Source organism: Pseudomonas rhodesiae, from assembly GCF_007858255.1.
In the GTDB taxonomy this organism is placed as follows: Bacteria; Pseudomonadota; Gammaproteobacteria; order Pseudomonadales; family Pseudomonadaceae; genus Aquipseudomonas; species Aquipseudomonas rhodesiae.
Map to the genome: position 1 here is coordinate 423,250 of NZ_VFEU01000004.1, position 15,925 is coordinate 439,174.

At 59.5% G+C, this 15,925-nt stretch carries 17 protein-coding genes; 3 read left to right on the top strand and 14 right to left on the bottom strand.

Annotation, left to right across the window (positions count from 1 at the left end):
* The 12 genes from FIV35_RS08860 to FIV35_RS08915 all read right to left on the bottom strand — a co-directional run bounded on the left by FIV35_RS08860 (position 1) and on the right by FIV35_RS08915 (position 9,785).
* Positions 1-1,410 (bottom strand): circularly permuted type 2 ATP-grasp protein, encoded by a 1,410-nt coding sequence (locus FIV35_RS08860; protein WP_034114850.1) that lies wholly within the window; start codon positions 1,408-1,410, stop codon positions 1-3.
* 410 nt (positions 1,411-1,820) lie between these two features.
* Positions 1,821-2,162 (bottom strand): ribonuclease E inhibitor RraB, encoded by a 342-nt coding sequence (locus tag FIV35_RS08865; RefSeq protein ID WP_034099758.1) that lies wholly within the window; start codon positions 2,160-2,162, stop codon positions 1,821-1,823.
* A 213-nt stretch (positions 2,163-2,375) separates the two neighbouring features.
* Entirely contained in the window at positions 2,376-2,612 is a 237-nt protein-coding gene (locus FIV35_RS08870; RefSeq protein ID WP_034099759.1) for a hypothetical protein, read from the bottom strand.
* Positions 2,613-2,715: 103 nt separating this feature from the next.
* Positions 2,716-3,321 carry an START domain-containing protein gene (locus FIV35_RS08875; protein WP_034114851.1) on the bottom strand — a complete coding sequence of 202 codons (606 nt, stop codon included), beginning with the start codon at positions 3,319-3,321 and terminating at the stop codon, positions 2,716-2,718.
* Between the two features lie 41 nt (positions 3,322-3,362).
* Complete coding sequence (locus tag FIV35_RS08880; RefSeq protein ID WP_034138977.1) at positions 3,363-3,617, bottom strand: YkgJ family cysteine cluster protein; 255 nt, start codon at positions 3,615-3,617, stop codon at positions 3,363-3,365.
* 160 nt (positions 3,618-3,777) lie between these two features.
* Positions 3,778-4,251: a hypothetical protein gene (locus tag FIV35_RS08885; protein ID WP_034138978.1), complete on the bottom strand. Its 474-nt coding sequence runs from the start codon at positions 4,249-4,251 to the stop codon at positions 3,778-3,780.
* Positions 4,252-4,366: 115 nt separating this feature from the next.
* A complete protein-coding gene (locus FIV35_RS08890; protein WP_034099763.1) occupies positions 4,367-5,806 on the bottom strand; it encodes an aminotransferase-like domain-containing protein in 1,440 nt (479 codons plus the stop codon).
* Between the two features lie 210 nt (positions 5,807-6,016).
* Positions 6,017-6,832: an OmpA family protein gene (locus FIV35_RS08895; protein ID WP_034099764.1), complete on the bottom strand. Its 816-nt coding sequence runs from the start codon at positions 6,830-6,832 to the stop codon at positions 6,017-6,019.
* A complete protein-coding gene (locus tag FIV35_RS08900; RefSeq protein ID WP_034138979.1) occupies positions 6,829-7,191 on the bottom strand; it encodes a DUF4398 domain-containing protein in 363 nt (120 codons plus the stop codon). Before FIV35_RS08900 ends, FIV35_RS08895 begins: the two co-directional genes overlap by 4 nt.
* Positions 7,192-7,200: 9 nt before the next feature.
* Positions 7,201-8,019, bottom strand: coding sequence for a substrate-binding periplasmic protein (locus tag FIV35_RS08905; protein ID WP_034138980.1), 819 nt, complete (start codon positions 8,017-8,019; stop codon positions 7,201-7,203).
* An 84-nt stretch (positions 8,020-8,103) separates the two neighbouring features.
* Positions 8,104-9,033, bottom strand: a complete 930-nt coding sequence (locus FIV35_RS08910) for an electron transfer flavoprotein subunit alpha/FixB family protein (RefSeq protein WP_034099767.1) — start codon at positions 9,031-9,033, stop codon at positions 8,104-8,106.
* Positions 9,034-9,035: 2 nt separating this feature from the next.
* Positions 9,036-9,785, bottom strand: coding sequence for an electron transfer flavoprotein subunit beta/FixA family protein (locus tag FIV35_RS08915; RefSeq protein WP_034099768.1), 750 nt, complete (start codon positions 9,783-9,785; stop codon positions 9,036-9,038).
* 515 nt (positions 9,786-10,300) lie between these two features.
* On the opposite strand from FIV35_RS08915, the gene FIV35_RS08920 reads away from it, so the two are divergent.
* A complete protein-coding gene (locus tag FIV35_RS08920) occupies positions 10,301-11,965 on the top strand; it encodes an electron transfer flavoprotein-ubiquinone oxidoreductase (RefSeq protein ID WP_034099769.1) in 1,665 nt (554 codons plus the stop codon).
* A 223-nt stretch (positions 11,966-12,188) separates the two neighbouring features.
* Positions 12,189-12,587 carry a DUF3757 domain-containing protein gene (locus FIV35_RS08925; protein WP_034138981.1) on the top strand — a complete coding sequence of 133 codons (399 nt, stop codon included), beginning with the start codon at positions 12,189-12,191 and terminating at the stop codon, positions 12,585-12,587.
* Positions 12,588-12,611: 24 nt separating this feature from the next.
* Here the strand turns inward: FIV35_RS08925 and FIV35_RS08930 are convergent, their stop codons facing one another.
* On the bottom strand, positions 12,612-13,505 hold the full coding sequence (locus FIV35_RS08930) for an AraC family transcriptional regulator (RefSeq protein ID WP_034138982.1): 894 nt from the start codon (positions 13,503-13,505) through the stop codon (positions 12,612-12,614).
* Positions 13,506-13,726: 221 nt separating this feature from the next.
* Here FIV35_RS08930 and FIV35_RS08935 point away from each other — a divergent pair, with 221 nt between their 5' ends.
* Positions 13,727-14,779: an NAD(P)-dependent alcohol dehydrogenase gene (locus FIV35_RS08935; RefSeq protein WP_034099771.1), complete on the top strand. Its 1,053-nt coding sequence runs from the start codon at positions 13,727-13,729 to the stop codon at positions 14,777-14,779.
* Here the strand turns inward: FIV35_RS08935 and FIV35_RS08940 are convergent, their stop codons facing one another.
* The gene (locus FIV35_RS08940; RefSeq protein ID WP_034099772.1) at positions 14,780-15,583 is read right to left on the bottom strand and encodes an IclR family transcriptional regulator; all 804 of its coding nucleotides are present in this window, start codon (positions 15,581-15,583) and stop codon (positions 14,780-14,782) included.
* Positions 15,584-15,925: the final 342 nt, after the last annotated feature.

Consider the following 15,925-nt stretch of genomic DNA (forward strand, 5'->3'; position numbering starts at 1 on the left):
TCAGTCCTCCACCACCCAGGTGTCTTTGGTGCCGCCGCCCTGGGACGAGTTGACCACCAGCGAGCCTTCGCGCAGGGCCACGCGAGTCAGGCCGCCGGGGACCACACGCGTCTCCTTGCCGGACAGCACAAACGGACGCAGGTCGATATGGCGTGGGGCAATACCGTTTTCCACAAAGGTCGGGCATGTGGATAGACACAGCGTGGGCTGGGCGATATAGGCATGGGGTTTGGCCATGATGCGCGCGCGAAAGGCTTCGATCTGCGCCGCCGTGGACGCCGGGCCGACCAGCATGCCGTAGCCGCCGGAGCCTTGGGTCTCCTTGACCACCAACTGCGGCAGGTTAGCCAGTACGTGGGATAACTCGTCAGGCTTACGGCATTGGAATGTCGGAACGTTCTGCAGGATCGGCTCTTCATCCAGGTAAAAGCGGATCATCTCGGTGACGAAGGGGTACACCGACTTGTCATCCGCGACGCCTGTACCGATGGCATTGGCCAGCACCACATTGCCCGAACGATAGGCAGCCAACAGGCCGGGCACTCCGAGCATGGACTCCGGGTTGAAGGCCAAGGGGTCGAGGAACGCGTCGTCGAGACGGCGATAAATCACGTCCACCGCTTTGGGGCCATCGGTGGTGCGCATAAATACACGGTCATCGCGCACGAACAGGTCGGCGCCTTCAACCAGTTCCACGCCCATTTCCCGGGCGAGAAACGCATGTTCGAAAAACGCGCTGTTGAATCGGCCCGGGGTCAGCACCACCACGCTGGGGTTATCCAGGGGGCTGGCGCTTTTTAGGGTATCGAGCAGCAGGTTGGGGTAATGATCGATCGGCGCAATGCGCTGGGCGGCGAACAGTTCGGGGAACAGGCGCATCATCATCTTGCGGTCTTCAAGCATGTAGCTGACACCGCTGGGTGTACGCAGGTTATCTTCCAGCACGTAGTACGTGCCGTCGCCATCGCGTACGAGATCGACACCGGCAATGTGGGCATACAGATTGCCGTGCAAGTTCAGGCCCTGCATTGCCAATTGGTATTGCTCGTTGGCCAGCACCTGTTCGGCGGGAATGATCCCCGCTTTGATGATGCGTTGCTCGTGGTAAAGGTCAGCGAGAAACATATTCAACGCCTTGACCCGCTGAATACAGCCACGCTCGATAGTCCGCCATTCACTGGCCGGTATGCTGCGGGGGATGGTGTCGAAAGGGATCAGGCGCTCGGTGCCCTGTTCGTCCCCGTACAGGGTGAAGGTGATCCCGGCGCGGTGAAACAGCAAATCGGCTTCGCGCCGGCGCTGGGCCAGCAGTTCATCAGGGGTTTGGGCCAACCAGCGGGCGAACTCGCGGTAATGGGGGCGGACCTGCCCTGCCCCGTCGTACATTTCGTCGTAATAAGTGCGGATCATGCCGTACTCCTTGTCACCCGGACGCAAGAACCATCGCAAGGCCCGTGCCATCGGCATAAACACTTAAAGATCAGTGAGTTGAATAGACCCAAGCAGTTAATCGCACCTTCCTGGTGCGTCGAATGCCTGGTGTGTCGTGGCGCGCTTCATCGTAATGCGGGCTTTGACTATCAAGAGCATAGTCAGAGTTGATTTCACTGGCCCGCCATAGCTGCGGATAATCGCCACCATCTGCTGAACAGACCTTCAGCGCTCCGCTCTTCCCTTCGGCCACCCTACTCGGGTGGCTTTTTTTTGGTGCATGAAAAGAGCCCGCAAGTTCCGCCGGGGTTCGCGCCGGCGCAAACAAAATCGGCCGACCCGAAGGTCAGCCGATACGCTGCGTTGCTAACGATGTGGAGGACGCACCATTACATCGGCCGCCCCCGCACCTCCTGCTTGACGCCCCAGCCCTCGATGATGCCGCCCAAGGGCTCGACCACTGCTTCAAAGTCTTGCTCGAAGTCTCCTATGCCGTCGTAGGTTGCAGACATGATCTTGCTCAGTTCCAGGTACCAGGCGCCATCATCGCGCGCACTGACCTGAGCGTTCAGGGATTCGCCACGAAATTCGCCCGCAGCTCTGCGCGCCCGTTCTTCGTCCGGGAAAATCGCGTAGAACTCAATGGGATGAAACCGTGAAAAATCGAAACCGCCTTCTTTCATGCGGCGCAGAACGTGGGTGCTGATGTCTTCTTGATAGGCTGTGCTCATGAAAAGTGCTCCTCAATACGATGGATAGACTTTCCGTGCTTCCCGAAGCCCGCGCCTTACTGGCGCGGGAACTACGGCAATGGTTTCACCGCTGGAAAACAAGCATGTAGCTGACAAGACCAGACCTTAGCGATTCATTCGCTGATCTCGTTTGCAGAGTAGCGCGAAGCAATCGCCTCCACCAGAGGCGCTTGGGTGGAGGACAGGGAATATTCAGGCGGCGGGAGAAATGTCGAGAATCTGGATACTGTTCTGGTCTTTGAGGATCTTGACCGTCGGCTCCGGCTTGCGCCCCTCAAGGTCATTGAGGTCGAGTTCGGCGGCAACCGGCACCAGTTTGCTGCGAATCATATGCGCAGCGTCTTCGAGGCTGGGCTTTTGTTCGCAGGTGAACTGCTCTACGGATTTTTCGCCGTGATCATCAACGAAGGTAATTTGCCACGTTTGCATCGGTGCCTCCTCGATAAAACCCGTGTGTGGGCTCACCTTTATCTGGACCTTGGGGGTTCGCCAAACGTTCCACCCAAGGCAGGAAGCACCCGATCAATTGCGCTTATTTTTCAGCGCGGGCTTTGAGCGCCTTGAGGGTGTTGAACGGCGCGTCGACCACGAACTTGTTGGCCAGCCACGAAGGCACGCTGCCGCCTGGCTCGGTGTGCACCTGGTAGGTCACTTCGGTTTCGTTAGCGCCCTTTGGCACCAGTTTCCAGAAACCTTCAACCTGGGCCACACGTACGAAGCCTTTTTCCTCAGGCTTGTAAGTCGGCACGCCTTCCAGCTTGCGGGTTACGCTACCGTCAGCCGCTTTGGTGGAGGTGACATGGGTATAGGAGTCACGCGGCGTCACAGGCCATGGCGTGTTGAACTGGGTGTAGGTCCAGGCCTCATCGCCTTTGCTGTCGATCAGCTTTTGCGATTTGCACTCATGAATCCAGGCACATGCGCCAACCACGTCCTCTTGGATAGCGACGATCTTGGCGACGGGCGCCTTGATCACCGTTACACCGCGATACGCCTTGTATTTGGAGCCGGCAACTTCGCTCAGGGATACCTTGATGCCGTCGTCGTCTTTGGCGGTCACCCATTCTTCAGCCTGGGCGGTGGCCGCAAATAACACGGTAAAGCCGCACACCACAGCCATTCGTTTCAGCGAACCCATTGTTGTATTCCTTATTGTTCAAGTTCCGAGAGTAAAGCCCATCAAGCCGCCGTCATCTGTTCCCACCAGCCGATCAAACGGATCGCATCGGCCTGGTCGGTGCCGCACACCTCGATATCAGCCTTGAAATCACTGCACACCGCCGGCCGCTCCGGCTGGCCGAACAGTTGGCAGAGCAGTTCGACAGACAGGTGCACACAGCGTTCACCCGCCGGCTTGCCATTGGGCATGCCGGGCAACGGCGAACTGATGGAGGGGGCGATGCAGCAAGCGCCACAGCCTTCACGGCATTTCATGACCAGCAGGTCCTCGACGACTCAATGGGATGGCTGGGCTAGAGTACGCCCTTAAACAGCCGTTTTAAAATGGTCCAACAGCGGTTTTTCACACAAAAAGAAAGTGACTGACCAGTCTGCGACAGATGGTCGAAACGTCGAGTCACTTGGTAGGAAAAGTTTACTGCTTGAATTCGAAATCCAGCGCCGCTCCCTCGACATCACGCCGCTCTTCGTTGCGCAATTGCAGGCGCATTTCGTTGCTGAGCAGGCGACCGTTAATCTGGAAAGCACTGTTGTCGGTAGGCTTCTCAGCGAACATCGGCGGCAGCAACGGCACGCTCTTGGGCTGGGGCATGGTGCCCAGCGGCTGCAAATGCCTGACCATGTCCGAAGGCAATGACAGGTCCAACTGGGCCGGCGGCAGTTTGGTCTCGGCCACTTCGTGGGCAGACTTGGCCTTTTTGGCCGCCGCGCGTTTCTTGGCGGCGGCGTTTTTTTTCGCAGAAGCGGCCGTCTTAGCCGGCGCCGGCTTAGTGTTCTGCGCGCTCGCCGCGGGCTTGCTTTCGCTCACGGGAGTCGCCGCCAGCAGCGTGGGGACGTTACACAGGCTTAACAGGCCAATCACCAAAACAGCTCGGAACATCGAGGTCATATCGCCTACAGCATTAACGGCAGAAGGCCACATGCTCGCCTGTTGAGGGCAACATGACAAGCTCGGTGATTAGCCAGCTATCGGCAATGTGCCCATTGTGTATGTCGGCCGTGCCTTAAAATCCGGCGGCGGTCTCCTGGCACAGCTGACTGGCCAGCATCCCCAAGGTCATCAACGCCCGCTCTGCCTCGCGGTTCCACGGCGTACCGCAGTTGAGCCGGATGCAGTGGTTGAATTGCTCGGTGTTACTGAAGATCAACCCGGGCGCGATGCTGATGCCCTGCTGCAAGGCACGCACATGCAGTTCCTGGGTATTGACCCGTCCGGGCAAACTGACCCACAGGATAAAACCGCCGGTGGGACGGGTCATCTGTGTGCCTTCCGGAAAATACTGCTGCACCGCCAGTTGGAAGGCGCTGAGGTTCTTGCGGTATTCCTGGCGGATGTAGCGCAGGTGCCTGTCATAGCCGCCATTCTCCAGGTACGCCGCCACGCCCATTTGGGTGACGCTGCACGCCGAGTGGGTGCTGAACATCTGCAGACGCTGGATCTCCTGCTGGTACTTGCCGGCAATCATCCAACCGATACGCACGCCGGGCGATAAGGTTTTGGAGAAGCTGGAGCAATAGATCACCCGGTCCAGGCGGTCATAGGCTTTGAGGGCCTTGGTGCGGCCCAGCTCGAACATCAGCTCGCCGTAGATATCGTCCTCGACGATCTGGATATCGAAATCCGAAGCCAACCGCAGCAGGTGTTTCTGCCGCTCCTCAGGCATGGTGCCACCCAAGGGATTACTCAGCCGCGTGGTCAGCACCAGCGCCTTGATCGACCATTGGTTGGCGGCCAGTTGCAGGGCTTCCAGGCTCATGCCGGTGGCCGGGTCGCTGGGGATCTCAATGACCTTCAGGCCCAGCAGATCCGCCAGTTGCAGCAGGCCGTAATAAGTGGGGGATTCCGCCGCGATCAGGTCACCGGGGCGGGTCAGCACACGCAGTGACATCTGCAACGCATCGACGCACCCGTGGGTGATCACCACTTCGGAAGGATCTACCACCACGCCGGCGTCGCGCATGCGGATCGCCACCTGGCGGCGCAGCGGCTCGAAGCCGGGGCTGAACATATAGCTGAATGCCCGCGGGCTCTGGAAACGCGTGACCTTGGCCAATTGCTGATGCAGGGCGCGCACCGGCAGGTAGTCGACGCTCGGCACCGCAGCGCCCAACGGGAACACACCTTCGCGGCGCGACTCACCCAAAACCTGCTGGATAATGCTGCTGCGCGTGACCAGCCCCGGGCGCTCCACCCGTGCGATATCCGGCGTGGGCGCGGTGAGCGCGGGGGTTTGATGCACGTAGTAACCGGACTGCGGTCGCGCTCTGATCAGCCCCTGGTCCTCCAGGTTGGCATAGGCTTGCAATACCGTGGCGTGGCTCACATTGAGCTGGGAACTCATCTTACGTACCGAAGGCACGCGTTCGCCCGGTTGATAAACACCACGCCGGATATCCTCAGCCAGTTGCTGAGCGATACGTTGGTACAGCAAGAGATTGGTCATGTCGCAGCACTCGATTTCACGGGCATTTTATTTTTGTGTGAAACATACCGGCACAGTTTAGAAGTGTACGGGGACAGTTGCCACAATAGTCGAGCACGACGGGCAGTGATAGCAAAAACTGTAAGGGTGGCGCTGAGGATATTCAGGCTTGTGCAAAAAAAATGTGGGTAGGGGTTTGCCCCCTCCCACATTTTTAGTCAGCGTAAGGCTTCAGCGGGCGGCGCCCAGTTGGCCCTTGGCATCGGAAAACACGATTTCTACGCGACGGTTCTGCGCGCGGCCGCGCTCGGAAGCGTTAGCTTCCACCGGGTACTGGTCGCCATAGCCTTCGACCTGAATGCGCTTTTCGTCTATGCCCAGGTCTACCAGCACATCGGCTACCGATTGCGCGCGGTCACGGGACAGTTTGAGGTTTTCCTGCTCGCCACCGGTACTGTCGGTGTAACCCTCGATGCGCACCACGCGCTTGGGGTTCAGCTGCAGGAATTGCACAATCTTGAGCACGGTGCGGTTGGCCGAGTTTTTCAGTTCCGCCTCGCCGGTGTCGAACAGCACATCGCCCAGGGTCATCACCAGGCCCCGATCGGTCTGGGTGGTAGCCAGGCTGGCGATCTGCTCTTCGAGCCATTTGCCCTGTTGCTGCACGCTGCTCAGTTTGCTTTCGCGTAGGGCTAGTTGCAGGCGCTGACGTTCCAGTTCGAGCTTGGCGCCGCGTTCTTCATTGAGTGCCTGTTCGGTGTGTTCGCGGGCGATGGCGCTGTAGCGCTGGCTCAAGTAGGCGTAGTGCACGACGTCGGCGCCGCTGCCCCAGTAGCTGGACAAGCGATCGGCGCGGGCCAGGGATTCACCTGCCCGAATCACGTCCTTGGGCGCGATGCGCAACACATTGGCGTCTTCCTTGACCTTCTGAAAGTCGCTCCCCGCCTGTTGCAAGGCCTGCTCGCCACTCGGGTGGCTGGCACATCCGCCCAGCAACGCGCTGCCCAGCAGCACTGCGCAGCTCACACCTCGGATCATCGGGCTCATTGGGCGTCTCCCAATTGCAATTGCTTGCGCAGGCGCGTGATACGGGTGTTGAGCACGTTCAGTTGTTCCTGGCTCTTGCGAGTCAGCACTTTGGCTTCGGCCAGACGCGCGTCCAGCTCGGCCTGTTCGGCTTGCATGCGCGCGTCCTTGAAGGATTGCTCGGCCATATCGGCCTTGGCCTGGGTGAATTTGTCCTCGGCCAGCTTCAACTCGGGGGATTCATCGGCATTGGCGCCGACGGCACTGGCCTGTTCCAGGGCTTGCTGGGTGAGGCGTATTTGTTCATTCGGCGCAGGATCGGCTGCACATCCCGCCAGAGCGACAACGGCGAGGGCCGCGAAAAGAGGTCGAAGAGTCACTGAAAATCCCTACTTTGTTGGGGTGCCGACAGATTGTTGCAGTTGCGCCTTCCAGCGCTCGATATTGCGCTGCAGAGCGGCTTGTACCCCATCGGACCCGGCCAATTCTGTCATCTTTTTGGCCAGCTGTCCGCGCAGCCATGGATCATTGCAGGCCGAGTTGTGGGAAATCGCCAGGTACAGGCCAGGTTGATCGACGGGCACATCACGGGCGACCAGGTCGCTGCTCATGCCCAGCGACTGCGCCATGGCGGTGCCGGAATAGCGACCGGCCAGCACATATTCCACTTCCCCCAGCAACAACTTTTGAAATGCAGGCGTCAACGTGGGAAAGCGTTGCAGGCTCAGTTGCTGATTGGCGAAGGTTTCAAATTCACGGCTTAGGCGCGCACGCTCGGAAATGGCGCCTTTATGACCGTGGAGGTCGGCGGCCGTGGCATAGGCCAGCGCCGAATCCTTGCGCGTCCAGACCAGATAATCGGCCTGCATCAGGGCGGGATGGATATAGTCGAAGTGGTCCAGCTCCGCCAAGTTTAGCGGTGCATCGGCCAGCATATCCATGCGTCCGCTGCGTGCTTCATCCGAAGCCAGGGTGCGCTTGCCGCCGTAGAGCAGGTCGATTTTCAGCCCCAGATCACTGGCGACTTGCTGCAACACATCGGCAGTGGCACCGATCAGGTGCGTGGGGTCCTGCGGGTCGCGCCATAAGAGCGGCGGTGCGTCCGGGCTGCCGGTAATCACCAGACGATCACATTTACCGGCAGCCAGCGACAGGGTCGGCAGTAACAGCGTGATACCCAGCAGTGCGGTCCAAGGGCGCAGGTCCATGGCACGGTTCTCCAATTTTCAAAAAAGCCGGGCATAAAAAAGCCCGGTCATACGACCGGGCCCTTTATAAGTGAAGCGACTGGATTAGACCAGCTTCTCCAACTCAGGTACGGCTTCGAACAAGTCCGCTACCAGACCGTAATCGGCTACCTGGAAGATCGGTGCTTCTTCGTCCTTGTTGATCGCGACGATCACTTTGGAGTCTTTCATGCCGGCCAAATGCTGGATCGCGCCGGAGATACCGACGGCGATGTACAGCTGTGGCGCAACGATCTTGCCGGTCTGGCCGACCTGCATGTCGTTGGGTACGAAACCTGCGTCGACGGCCGCGCGGGAAGCGCCAACCGCGGCGCCCAGCTTGTCGGCCAGGGCGTACAGGTGCTTGAAGTTGTCACCGTTCTGCATGCCACGCCCGCCGGAAACGACGATCTTGGCAGCGGTCAGTTCAGGACGGTCGGACTTGGCCAGTTCTTCGTTGACGAAGCTGGACGTGCCGGCGTCGTGGGCAGCCGCAACCGCTTCAACAGCGGCCGAACCACCTTCGGCGGCGACCGGGTCGAAACCGGTGGCACGCACGGTGATCACTTTGATCGCAGCGCTCGATTGCACGGTGGCAATGGCGTTACCGGCATAGATTGGGCGTTTGAACGTGTCGGCGCTTTCGACCGAGATGATCTCGGAAATCTGGTCAACGTCCAGCTGCGCGGCAACCCGTGGCAGGATGTTTTTGCCGTTGGAGGTGGCGGCGGCCAGGATGTGGCTATAGCCCTTGCCCAACTCGGCGACCAGCGGCGCAACGTTTTCCGGCAACTGATGCGCGTAGGCGGCGTTGTCAGCGTTCAGAACCTTGCTCACACCGGCGATTTTTGCAGCGGCTTCAGCCACGGCGCCCGCGCCTTGGCCGGCGACCAGTACGTGAATGTCGCCACCGATCTTAGCGGCGGCAGCCACGGTGTTCAGGGTGGCCGGAGCCAGCACCTTGTTGTCGTGTTCGGCGATTACCAAGATAGTCATGTTCAGATTACCTTCGCTTCGTTTTTCAGTTTCTCGACCAGTTCGGCCACCGACTTGACCTTGATGCCCGCGCTGCGTGCAGCCGGCGCTTCGACTTTGACGGTCTTGTTGGTGGAGGCGGTGGAAACGCCCAAGGCATCCGGAGTCAGCGACTCAAGCGGCTTTTTCTTGGCTTTCATAATGTTTGGCAGGGACGCGTAGCGCGGCTCGTTCAAACGCAGGTCGGTGGTGACGATGGCCGGCAGTTTCAGGGAAACCGTTTGGGCGCCGCCGTCGATTTCGCGGGTCACAGCAACGCTGTCGCCGCTTACTTCGACCTTGGAAGCGAAGGTGCCCTGGCCGTAACCGGTCAGTGCAGCCAGCATCTGGCCGGTCTGGTTGTTGTCGCTGTCGATAGCTTGTTTGCCCAGGATCACCAGCTGAGGCTGTTCCTTATCGACAACGGCTTTGAGCAACTTGGCCACGGCCAGGGAGGTCAGGTCCTCGGCAGACTCGACCAGGATGGCGCGGTCCGCGCCCAGGGCCAGGGCAGTGCGCAACTGCTCTTGAGCAGTGGTTGGGCCGATGGACACCACGACGATTTCAGTCGCAACGCCTTTCTCTTTCAGACGCACTGCTTCTTCAACAGCGATCTCGCAGAAAGGGTTCATCGACATTTTGACGTTAGCAAGATCGACGCCGGAATTGTCCGCCTTGACGCGAACTTTCACGTTGTAATCGACAACGCGTTTGACAGCTACAAGAACCTTCATGGATTCCTCGTTACTCTCCGGTGAAAAGAAAGTCGCCTAGGCGAACCTGGCGGTTGATGCTCATCGGCACACAAGGGCACCTCTAAAAACCTCGGCAGCGGCAAACCGACGCAAGTAACGACCGTTCGTCAGGGGTGACTGGGAGGTCATTCTTAATCGCGGCGTGTAAACTGCGCGCCATTCTTTGCACGCGTACCTGCCGTTTCTACCGTTGCGTTGCTTTTGGACGTGCTCTTGAAACCCGCTGTCTGCCTACGGTAAGCGCAAAACCGACCGTATCTTGACCGGAACGCCTATTCTGGTCAATACGGCAAAATGGTCAGTCATAAGCCGCGTTGCTTTGATTTACCTAGCCTGCGGGCAATTCAAACAAACGTTTGTATTGGACGCTGACAGTGGTCTATATATAATGCGCCACCTAGAGAGAACGGTGGGTCTTACCGTTGCTGTAAGACGATGCCGAACCTCCATCCATTAGAAAAAAAGCCTGTTGAGCCTTGAGTAGGAGATAGCCTGTGGAACGCGAATACATGGAATTCGACGTGGTCATCGTCGGCGCTGGCCCGGCTGGCCTGTCCGCCGCCTGCCGACTGAAGCAGAAGGCCGCCGAAGCCGGTAAGGAAATCAGCGTCTGCGTGGTCGAGAAAGGCTCTGAAGTCGGCGCCCATATCCTCTCCGGTGCCGTGTTCGAACCACGCGCCCTGAACGAACTGTTCCCGGACTGGAAAGAACTCGGCGCCCCACTCAACACCCCCGTGGTGCGCGACGACATCTATGTACTGCGCAGCAGCGATACCTCGACCAAGGTGCCTGACTTCTTTGTGCCCAAGACCATGCACAACGAAGGCAACTACATTATTTCCCTGGGCAACCTGTGCCGCTGGCTGGCCCAGCAGGCCGAGAACCTCGGCGTGGAAGTCTACCCAGGCTTCGCCGCCCAAGAAGCACTGTTCGACGAAAATGGCGTGGTGCGCGGGATCATCACCGGCGACCTCGGCGTCGACCGCGAAGGCAAGCCGAAAGAAGGCGTCTATACCCCCGGCATGGAACTGCGCGGCAAGTACACGCTGTTCGCCGAGGGCTGCCGTGGCCATATCGGCAAGCAACTGATCCAGCGTTTCAAGCTGGACAGCGATGCCGACGCCCAGCACTACGGTATCGGCCTCAAGGAAATCTGGGAAATCGACCCGGCCAAGCATCAGCCAGGCCTTGTGGTGCACACCGCCGGTTGGCCGCTGGATATCATGAGCAACGAGAACACCGGTGGCTCGTTCCTTTATCACTTGGAAAACAACCAGGTAGTCGTCGGCCTGATCGTTGACCTGTCCTACAGCAATACCTTCCTGTCGCCGTTCGATGAGTTCCAGCGCCTCAAGCACCACCCGGTGCTGGCCCAGTACCTGGAAGGCGGCAAGCGCATCAGCTACGGTGCTCGTGCACTGGCCAAGGGCGGCATTAATTCGCTGCCGAAAATGGTCTTCAAGGGTGGCGCGCTGATCGGCTGCGACCTGGGCACCATGAACGTGGCCAAGATCAAAGGCAGCCACACCGCCATGAAGTCCGGCATGCTTGCCGCTGACGCAGTGGCCGAGCGTCTGTTCGCCGAGTCCGAAGGCGGTGACGAGTTGACCAACTACGTCGACAGTTTCAAAGCCAGCTGGCTGTACGAAGAATTGTTCGCCAGCCGCAACTTCGGCCCGGCGATGCACAAGTTCGGCCCGATCATCGGTGCCGGCTTCAACTGGTTCGACCAGAACATCCTGGGCGGCAAAATGCCGTTCACCCTGCACGACACCAAGCCGGACTACGCCTGTCTTAAACTGGCCAAGGACTGCCAGAAGATCGACTACCCCAAGCCCGACGGCAAACTGAGCTTCGATAAACTCAGCTCGGTGTTCATCTCCGGTACCAACCACGAAGAAGAACAGCCGTGCCACTTGAAGCTCAAAGACCCAAGCATCCCGATCGGCACCAACCTGCCGCTCTACGATGAACCGGCGCAACGCTACTGCCCGGCCGGCGTGTATGAAGTGATTACCCAGGAAGACGGCGAGAAGCGCTTCCAGATCAACGCCCAGAACTGCGTGCACTGCAAGACCTGTGACATCAAGGACCCTTCGCAGAACATCACCTGGGTCACGCCGGAAGGCGCGGGCGGGCCGACTTACCCGAATATGTAAGAACAAGCCTGCTTGCAGAAAACCAATGAACAACGCGGGGCATCTAATGCCCCGCGTTTTCGTTTACGCTCACATTCCACGCTACGCTTTTTTAATCGATCACAGAGCTGACAGTGCCAGTCAGTATTTCTAATCGTTATAGATAACTGTCATTCTTCCCAGTTGGTGCATCTGCATAAAAGCAAGAACATGGCCTATCCCCTCTTGAAAGGAATGCATGGCCATGCACAGGACTACATCCTTCAGTCTTTTCGCCCTTCTCATCATCACTGGCGATGCTCATGCCCAGTCGGTCATCTGCCCCAAGCCGGAGAGGATCGAGCACACCTCGTCCGCAGATGGGTTGCACAACTACACGGCCACGGCGCCGAATGGAGCCACCTGGCAAGGCAGCAACAAACCAAGCAGCCAGGACAGCCAGGAGCGTTACACCTTCAGCGGTGCACACATTGAGAACGATAAAATCTTCTGCCGTTATGATGCCGCCAGCGGCGACAGCGCTCCGCCTCTAGAACTTCACCTGAATATTTCCGAGACCGTAACCCCTGCTAATGCCAACTATTGGCATGATGGCCAATGCACAAGCCATAAGCCGACCCATTGCGCCTTCAACGCCCCCTGACGCGTCATTGATTGCCCCAAGCCTCTATGCCGCCCGCTCTTCACCCGGATTGCGCAAAAAGTAGCGCTTATATTCCCGGCTGAACTGCGACGTACTCTGATATCCCACGCTGTGCGCCGCCTGCGCCACGCCCATGCCGTCCACCAGCAGCAACTGCTGCGCCTTCAACAACCGCAAACGCTTGAGGTACTGCACGGGCGACAACAAGGTGCAGCGCTTGAAGTGCTCGTGAAAGGTCGACGCGCTCATGTGCGCGAAACCGGCCAACGTCTCGATATTCAGCGGCTCGGCGTAATGGGCATGCAGATGATTTAGCGAGGTGGCGATGCGCGAGAACTGCCCCTGCTGCTCCACCAATGCGCGTAGCACATCGGCCTGAGGCCCGCGCAAGGCGGTAAACAGCAATTCGCGCACCCGCGACGGGCCGATGATCCGGCTTTCCAGCGGATCGTGCAGGCACTGCAACAGTCGCTCGACGCAACCTCGCATCGCGTCGTCGAGCACCACCGAACTCATCGACGCCAATGTCTGCGCAGCGGGCGGTGGTCCGGCCTGAATACCCATGGCCATGACCAGCTCGCCGAGCACCACGCGGTCGATCCCCACCGTCACCCCCAGCAACGGCGCGCCGGGCGCCATGGCAAAGGTCTCGCACTCGAACGGCACCGGCATCGCCTGGATCAAGTAATGCCCGGCGCCGTACTCCAGCGTACGCGGGCCCAGGTACGCGACTTTGCTGCCCTGGGCCACGAACATCAGGCTCGGCTCATAGATCTGCGGGCCGCGTGCCACATCACAACTTGCACGCAAAACCTGTACGCCAGGCAAGTGGGTCGGGGAGAAACCGTCACGGGTCGTGAGGCCCTCGATCAAGGAAACCAACGTGGCGTTGGCGTCGAGATGGCGGGTCAATAACATAAAGGCAGTTCTCGGGAGTTTTCAGATCTGAGCATCAGCAAGCTTCAACCTCAAGCTGCAAGAGAGCGCGCAGTTTATAGCTTGCGGCTTGTAGCTTGCTGCTTTTAGCTGCTCCCCCGGAGCTTTAGGCATGAGACTCGGAGCAATCGCCATGGCCGCCAAGCAAGTCGATGGGGACAATGGCCCGCCTCACTTGTCATTGTTTTTGCGAGGTTCTCTGCATGTACACCGCCATCGGTTACGCCGCCCAGTCGGCCACCACTCCCCTCGCCCCCATGAGTTTCCAACGTCGCAGCCCACGGGCCGACGACGTGGCCATCGAGATTCTGTACTGCGGCGTGTGCCACTCTGACATTCACCAGGCGCGCAACGAGTGGGGCATCGCCGTCTACCCGCTGATGCCCGGCCACGAGATCGTCGGCAAAGTCACCGCCGTGGGCGCCAGCGTCACCGCGCACAAAGTCGGCGACCTGGTGGGCGTGGGCTGCATGGTCGATTCGTGCCGCCAGTGCCAGGCTTGCCAGTCGGACCTCGAGCAATACTGCCTTGAAGGCCCGACCATGACCTACGCCACCCCCGACCGTGTGGACGGTAGCAACACCATGGGCGGCTACTCCGACAGCATCGTGGTCAGCGAACATTTTGTGGTGAAGATCCCGGCCAAGCTCGACCTGGCCAGCGCTGCGCCGATCCTGTGCGCGGGCATCACCACCTACTCACCGCTCAAACACTACGGGGTCAAGGCTGGCGACAAAGTCGGGATTCTCGGCATGGGTGGCCTGGGCCACATGGGCATCAAGTTCGCCAAGGCCATGGGCGCGGAAGTGACGCTGTTTACCCGTTCCGCGAGCAAGGCCGAAGAAGGCCGTCGCCAGGGCGCCGATCATGTGATCGTGTCCACCGACGCCGAGCAAATGAAAGCCGCCGCCGGGCACTTCGACTTCCTGCTGGACACCATCCCGGTGCAGCACGACCTGAACCCCTACCTCGACACCCTGCGTTTTGACGGCGTGCATATTCTGGTGGGCCTGATCGAGCCGGTGGACCCGCCCGTCAATGCCGCGAAACTGGTGCTTGGGCGCAAAGTGCTGGCCGGCTCATTGATCGGCGGTATTGCCGAAACCCAGGAAGTCCTGGATTTCTGTGCCGAGCATGGCATCACCTGCGATATCGAAATGCTCGACATCCGCCAGATCAACGAGGCTTACACCCGCATGATCGCCGGCGATGTGAAGTACCGCTTTGTCATCGACATGGCGACCCTCAAGGTCTGATCAGGCCTTCGCACCCAACTCCGCCGACAGCCGTGCTGCGACCTGTTTGATTACAGGGATCAGCTCGGCCATTTTTTCCAGCGGCATGTAGGGCACGGTACTGGCGATGCTGATGCCGGCGACGATCCGCCGGCTGGCATCGCGCACCGGTGCGGCCACGCAACGGATCGACGGTTCGTTGTCTTCCAGATCGAACGCATAACCACCCGCCACGTACTCGTGCATGCGTTGCTCGAACTGCGCCCAGGATTGCTCAGGATGGTGGGGCCACTGCAGATTCTTCCCGCCTGCTGGCAGGCTGGCGTCGTACAAGCGTTGCCATTCCTGTACCGAATCATCCAGCAACATCGCCTTGCCCACCCCGGTACGCGCCAACGGCATGCGATGGCCGACCCGCGAGCGCATTTCCGGCCCGTAGCGGCCTGGGTTCTTGTGCAGGTAAAGCACGTCGTCGTGTTCACGGATGGCCAGGTGGATGGTGTCGCCGGTCAGCGCCGATAGTTCGTCCAGGTACGGCACCGCCAGGGTAACCAGCGGCAACTCTTCGCGCGCCTGGAACCCCAGCTCGATCAACTTCGGCCCCAACAGGTAACCAACTTGCGGCACCACACGCAGGTAACGCTCGTCCACCAGGCAACTGGCCAGGCGGTGGGTGGTGCTGCGAGTGGTGCCGATGCGCTTGGCGATCTCTTTCAGATCCCGCGCACCCGCCGCCACCGCCTGCACCACCCCCAGGCCACGCAACAGGGTCTGGGTGCCGGTGGGGGCGGCGTCTTTGACGGGGGTGTGGGCGTTTTCCTGCATATCGGGCCTATTGGGAAGTACGAAAACGGGCGCCATTATGGCAAATACCCGAGGGCAACACAGTGCGGATATCTATGTAGGGGGCTTTGCCCAATGGCTGTGGGTCAGTTTGAACATCCGGGTCTGACACACCGCTATCGGGGGCAAGCCCCCTCCCACATTGAGTCCTTACAGGGCATGGAGTCAGCGTTGTTTCATGGGCTCGATCACCGCTGTCAGCAACAACATCGAACAGCCTTACTGTGGGAGGGGGCTTGCCCCCGATTGCGGAGTGTCAGTTTGCATTTTTGTTTCTGATCTACCGCTATCGGGGGCAAGCCCCCTCCCACATTGAGTCCTTAC

Excerpts from the sequence above, each read along its gene's own strand:
- FIV35_RS08860 (WP_034114850.1), bottom strand. The coding sequence starts at position 1,410 with ATGATCCGCACTTATTACGACGAAATGTACGACGGGGCAGGGCAGGTC.
- FIV35_RS08865 (WP_034099758.1), bottom strand. The coding sequence starts at position 2,162 with ATGAGCACAGCCTATCAAGAAGACATCAGCACCCACGTTCTGCGCCGC.
- FIV35_RS08870 (WP_034099759.1), bottom strand. The coding sequence starts at position 2,612 with ATGCAAACGTGGCAAATTACCTTCGTTGATGATCACGGCGAAAAATCC.
- FIV35_RS08875 (WP_034114851.1), bottom strand. The coding sequence starts at position 3,321 with ATGGGTTCGCTGAAACGAATGGCTGTGGTGTGCGGCTTTACCGTGTTA.
- FIV35_RS08880 (WP_034138977.1), bottom strand. The coding sequence starts at position 3,617 with ATGAAATGCCGTGAAGGCTGTGGCGCTTGCTGCATCGCCCCCTCCATC.
- FIV35_RS08885 (WP_034138978.1), bottom strand. The coding sequence starts at position 4,251 with ATGACCTCGATGTTCCGAGCTGTTTTGGTGATTGGCCTGTTAAGCCTG.
- FIV35_RS08890 (WP_034099763.1), bottom strand. The coding sequence starts at position 5,806 with ATGACCAATCTCTTGCTGTACCAACGTATCGCTCAGCAACTGGCTGAG.
- FIV35_RS08895 (WP_034099764.1), bottom strand. The coding sequence starts at position 6,832 with ATGAGCCCGATGATCCGAGGTGTGAGCTGCGCAGTGCTGCTGGGCAGC.
- FIV35_RS08905 (WP_034138980.1), bottom strand. The coding sequence starts at position 8,019 with ATGGACCTGCGCCCTTGGACCGCACTGCTGGGTATCACGCTGTTACTG.
- FIV35_RS08910 (WP_034099767.1), bottom strand. The coding sequence starts at position 9,033 with ATGACTATCTTGGTAATCGCCGAACACGACAACAAGGTGCTGGCTCCG.
- FIV35_RS08915 (WP_034099768.1), bottom strand. The coding sequence starts at position 9,785 with ATGAAGGTTCTTGTAGCTGTCAAACGCGTTGTCGATTACAACGTGAAA.
- FIV35_RS08925 (WP_034138981.1), top strand. The coding sequence starts at position 12,189 with ATGCACAGGACTACATCCTTCAGTCTTTTCGCCCTTCTCATCATCACT.
- FIV35_RS08930 (WP_034138982.1), bottom strand. The coding sequence starts at position 13,505 with ATGTTATTGACCCGCCATCTCGACGCCAACGCCACGTTGGTTTCCTTG.
- FIV35_RS08935 (WP_034099771.1), top strand. The coding sequence starts at position 13,727 with ATGTACACCGCCATCGGTTACGCCGCCCAGTCGGCCACCACTCCCCTC.
- FIV35_RS08940 (WP_034099772.1), bottom strand. The coding sequence starts at position 15,583 with ATGCAGGAAAACGCCCACACCCCCGTCAAAGACGCCGCCCCCACCGGC.